The organism is Mesorhizobium sp. M5C.F.Ca.IN.020.29.1.1, from assembly GCF_003997375.1.
In the GTDB taxonomy this organism is placed as follows: domain Bacteria; phylum Pseudomonadota; class Alphaproteobacteria; order Rhizobiales; family Rhizobiaceae; genus Mesorhizobium; species Mesorhizobium wenxiniae.
Genome location: NZ_RZSW01000565.1, coordinates 1 through 3,892, shown reverse-complemented (window position 1 = coordinate 3,892; position 3,892 = coordinate 1). Strand labels below are relative to the sequence as shown.

Here is a 3,892-nt window from a genome sequence, read left to right as displayed (position 1 = left end):
GTGGCATACTGTCCGCCATTGCTGCCAAATGGGCCGCCAAATTGATTGTTGTCGCTCATCTCGTCGCCCTTTCGGTCGCGCCGCCGGCCACCGGCCCGGCACAACGTCCTTTATTCTCACTCAGAAATCGGTTTATCGTCATCCATGTGGCGATCATCCCGTGACTTTCAAGATAACAGGATCATGCCCAGTTGCCTCGACGAATTTGACGAGGTCGGCAGCGGCGATCGAGGTCGTTGCCTCATTGGTCAGCGGATGAGCATTGATGACCGCATGGCGCATCAACTCCTGGTCGAGAACGACCTTGACCCGCAACTCCGTATCGTTGATCACGCCGAACACCGTGACCGCGCCCGGTACGACGCCGAGAAGCTCCATCAGCATCTCCGGCTTGCCGAAGGAAACGCGCCCGGCGGCGCCGATGGCATGATGGATCTGCTTGAGATCGACCACCGCCTCCTCGTCGACGCTGACCAGGAAGAAATTGTCCTTCTTGTCCTTGAGGAACAGGTTCTTGGTGTGCCCGCCGGCAATTTCTCCACGCAGCGCCTGCGAATCGGCGACCGTGAACAGCGGCGGATGGCGCAAGGTCGAGACCTGGATCCCGAGATCGGTGAGAAAGGCAAAAAGCTCGGCTTCGGTTTTCGGCATGTTGTTTCTTGTCGGACTTCTTGCTGTCTCGGTTTGGATCATGCCGTTTACGGCCAATGACGCGGCCGAGACAAGACCGTTGCGCGGCGACGCGCTGAATTCCGTGCGATACACGCCACGGAAGGCTCGGTTACGTCGCCGGGTGCGGCCAAAAAACCTGCGATTCCCCTGTTGCAATCGCCGCGCCCTTCAGCCATATAGGCGCGGCTTGCGGCCCAAAAGCCGCGCGAGCGGGTGTAGCTCAGGGGTAGAGCACAACCTTGCCAAGGTTGGGGTCGAGCGTTCGAATCGCTTCACCCGCTCCAGTTTCCCACGGGGAATCAAGCGATTAAGAGGCGCCTTTCGGGGCGCCTTTTGCTTACATGGCGTTGCAACCGGCGCGCGTCTCCCAGTCGCGCTCGCGATAGCGTTGCGCTGGGCCGTGCGCAACGGGTTCTTCTCGCCATAGGCGGCCCCGGTGGCGGCCACCAACCTCCAACTCCATCAGCCGCCCGGCGGCAAAGCCAATCATCTCGCGCAAAAGGTCGGAATCTGGAGGCTTCTCCACGAGCGCGCAGGTTCATCATGCCATCGGTCATCGATGGTTCCTTCGAGGTTGGTGTCAGCAACCCGACCTTACCGGCGAATTGTCGATGGACCACGGCAAAGCCGCTCGCTCGCTACAGCGCTATCGAGGGCGCGCTCGCGAGCGGCGTCGCTACCGCCGAGCCACACCACCTATGGGGACGCGACCCCGCTCGGTGGTCGACTGCGCCTCTGCGGACATACGAAACTACGATGTTGCTTGAGCTGCAATGCGCTCCAGCGTCGGCGCTGCCAACCGGCAAATCAGGCCGGGAGCCGCCACATTCGCACACGACCTGTACCACGCAATTCCGTTTCCTCGAGTGGGTCGCAAGCAAAATTTGGTCCAAGCAGTTTGCGAGTTGCATCCGAGATACGGATTTCATCGGGATCCGCTGACGTTTGAATACGTGCGGCGAGATTAACGGTCTCGCCCCACAGGTCATAGGCAAACCGCCTTTTGCCTATGACGCCCGCGACGATTGGTCCTGAGTGAATTCCAATTCTGAGTCTTATCGGTTCTCCTGCGAAGCGTTCGCGCTTAACCGCCTTCCGCAGTTCAAGTGCATAGTGCGCAAGGGCTTCTGCATGATCGGATCGCGCGGCGGGCAGGCCAGCGACCACCATCACGCAGTCGCCGATTGTCTTGATCTTTTCGCAGCCGTATCGTTCCGAGAGCAAATCCGCCGCCTTGAAGAAGTAATTTAAAATAGCGAGCGTTGTCTCGGCTCCGACGCTCCGCGCTCTTTCCGTAAAGCCGACGATGTCGGCAAAAAGCACGCTCACGTCAGCATGGCTGTCTGCAATTTGTTCGTCCGCTTTTAACCGCTCCGCGATCGACGCTGGAAGAATGTTGAGGAGTAGGCTTTCGGCGCGCTGGTATTCACGCGACAATCCCTCTTGGCTCTGCCTCAACGCTTCGTTCGTCAATTGTAATTTTTCGTTGAGTTGGCGCTCCCTCTCTTGCAGGAGTGTCATTTCATAAGCCTTCTGTTGAAGCCGCTGCCTATTGTCGCGTTCGGCAGTGGCGTCAAGAAAGAGCAGCCATACGCAGGCATTGTCAGCAAAAAGATGAAGGTCCGCGACACGCCCGCTGGGCAGTTCGACCATGGCCATATGATATGGAAGCTCCGGCCAAGGCAGCAAACCTTCCATGAATTCAAGCTGCTCGGCTACGGGCTTGCCAATGCAAAGTGATGACAGGCCGTAATGTTCAACACTACCGCCCTTCGCAGCGATGCAAAGCTGGGCGTCAATTTTCAGATACGCGACAGAGTACTCGTTGTAGAAGAAATCGTAAATCCAGCTTCTGACTTCTCTTGGCAATCCATGCATGGTCTATTTGGCAACCATCGAAGCAAGCTGACGAAACGCATCATCAACACATTCACCCGAAAGCGCACTTGTTAGATAGATTTGCCATCCAAGTTGCCTCAGCTCGTTAATCTCACTATCCGATATTGCCCACCGATCGGCCAGATCCGATTTGTTGAACAGCAATACGAACGGCATAGCGCCGAATTCGGCCTCGGCCCGCTCGCGCAGCGTGAGCGCCACGGCAAGAGTAGCGGCGCGGGTTCCATCGACGACAAGCACGAGCCCGCTCGCACCTCGCACATAGCTGACGCGGAATGAGCCGATATCGTCTTCGCCGGCCAAATCCCACAAAATCAGATCCACGGTTTTATCCGGCAATACAACACTCTTCTTGTCGATTTTCACTCCCACCGTGGTCAAGTAGGTTTCTGAAAAGATGCTTTGCACAAACCTGCGAACCAGACTTGTCTTTCCGACAGCGAACCCGCCCAACATGCAGATCTTCTTTTGCAATATCCTGGGCTCCGCCCTAGTGGAAATTTACCGTAACCGAAACTCTGCGATTGGCGGAGCTCCCGGTTCGGCTATCTTCAGCCTCCGCTGGCTCAAAGGTGCCCGCGCCGCGAACCAAGAGCAATTCCGGATCGACGCCGCGCTTCTTGAGAAGCGCACGAACTGTCTCCGCGCGGGCGGCGCTGATCGACACCTTGGCCGTTTCACGGCCCGTCGCGTCCGAATGGCCGGTCAACATGAACTGGGCTGTTACGCCTGCCTCGCGGGCATCCTTGGCCAATTCCTTCAACTGATTCGCCAATTTGTCGAGAACCGGCAATTGCTCTGGTCCCGGTACAGCCTTGCCAGAATCGAAGAAAATGTCGACCGCTTGAATAGCGTCCCTCAAATGCGTAAGTTCCTGAGGGGTCGACTCACGCAGCTCGGAGATATCTAGAGAGAGTCCGTCCGCGGACAGCTGCTGGGAGGCGACCCGCGCCCGGTTTATCCAGGCGGCAGGAGCCTCACCCACGGCAACGATGCGATCCTGGATGGTCATAAGCCGAACCGATTTCGGCGGAGCAAGCGACGCCACCAGCCGCTTCAGCACGAACTTCGGATCAAGGCTCTGATAGAATTGCCACTGCGAATGAACGCGAGCCGGATCAACCCCTGTTCCGGACAGCAGAGCCTGCGGGTCGGCGGCCTGCGGGTCTCTCAGGCCGGAAATATAGAAGTGTCCACCCCTCGCCCTTTGTTGGGCGACGATGATCCCCGGTTGAGCCTCAAGTCGCGACACATAAGTCTGCCAGTGCTCCGCCGCGCGTGCTTCGGGGCTCACATCACGAACCTTGGAGATGTCGAATAC

General features: G+C 57.9%; 4 protein-coding genes, 1 tRNA gene and 1 pseudogene. 1 reads left to right on the top strand and 5 read right to left on the bottom strand.

The genetic code is table 11. From position 1 onward, the window contains the following. Positions 1-153: 153 nt before the first annotated feature. Positions 154-651 (bottom strand): prolyl-tRNA synthetase associated domain-containing protein, encoded by a 498-nt coding sequence (locus EOA85_RS29710; protein WP_127212126.1) that lies wholly within the window; start codon positions 649-651, stop codon positions 154-156. Between the two features lie 230 nt (positions 652-881). On the opposite strand from EOA85_RS29710, the gene EOA85_RS29705 reads away from it, so the two are divergent. Beyond that, positions 882-956, top strand: a tRNA-Gly gene (locus tag EOA85_RS29705). A gap of 68 nt (positions 957-1,024) precedes the next feature. Here the strand turns inward: EOA85_RS29705 and EOA85_RS29700 are convergent. The 4 genes and pseudogenes from EOA85_RS29700 to EOA85_RS29685 all read right to left on the bottom strand — a co-directional run. Further along, positions 1,025-1,229 (bottom strand): annotated as a pseudogene (locus tag EOA85_RS29700) (transposase); the annotation flags it as partial. 250 nt (positions 1,230-1,479) lie between these two features. After that, positions 1,480-2,550, bottom strand: coding sequence for an adenylate/guanylate cyclase domain-containing protein (locus EOA85_RS29695; RefSeq protein ID WP_127212125.1), 1,071 nt, complete (start codon positions 2,548-2,550; stop codon positions 1,480-1,482). 3 nt (positions 2,551-2,553) lie between these two features. After that, positions 2,554-3,045, bottom strand: coding sequence for a Rab family GTPase (locus EOA85_RS29690; RefSeq protein ID WP_245316398.1), 492 nt, complete (start codon positions 3,043-3,045; stop codon positions 2,554-2,556). Between the two features lie 16 nt (positions 3,046-3,061). Continuing rightward, positions 3,062-3,892, bottom strand: an 831-nt coding sequence (locus EOA85_RS29685; protein ID WP_164759965.1) for an OmpA family protein, incomplete at its 5' end; no start/stop codon positions are given.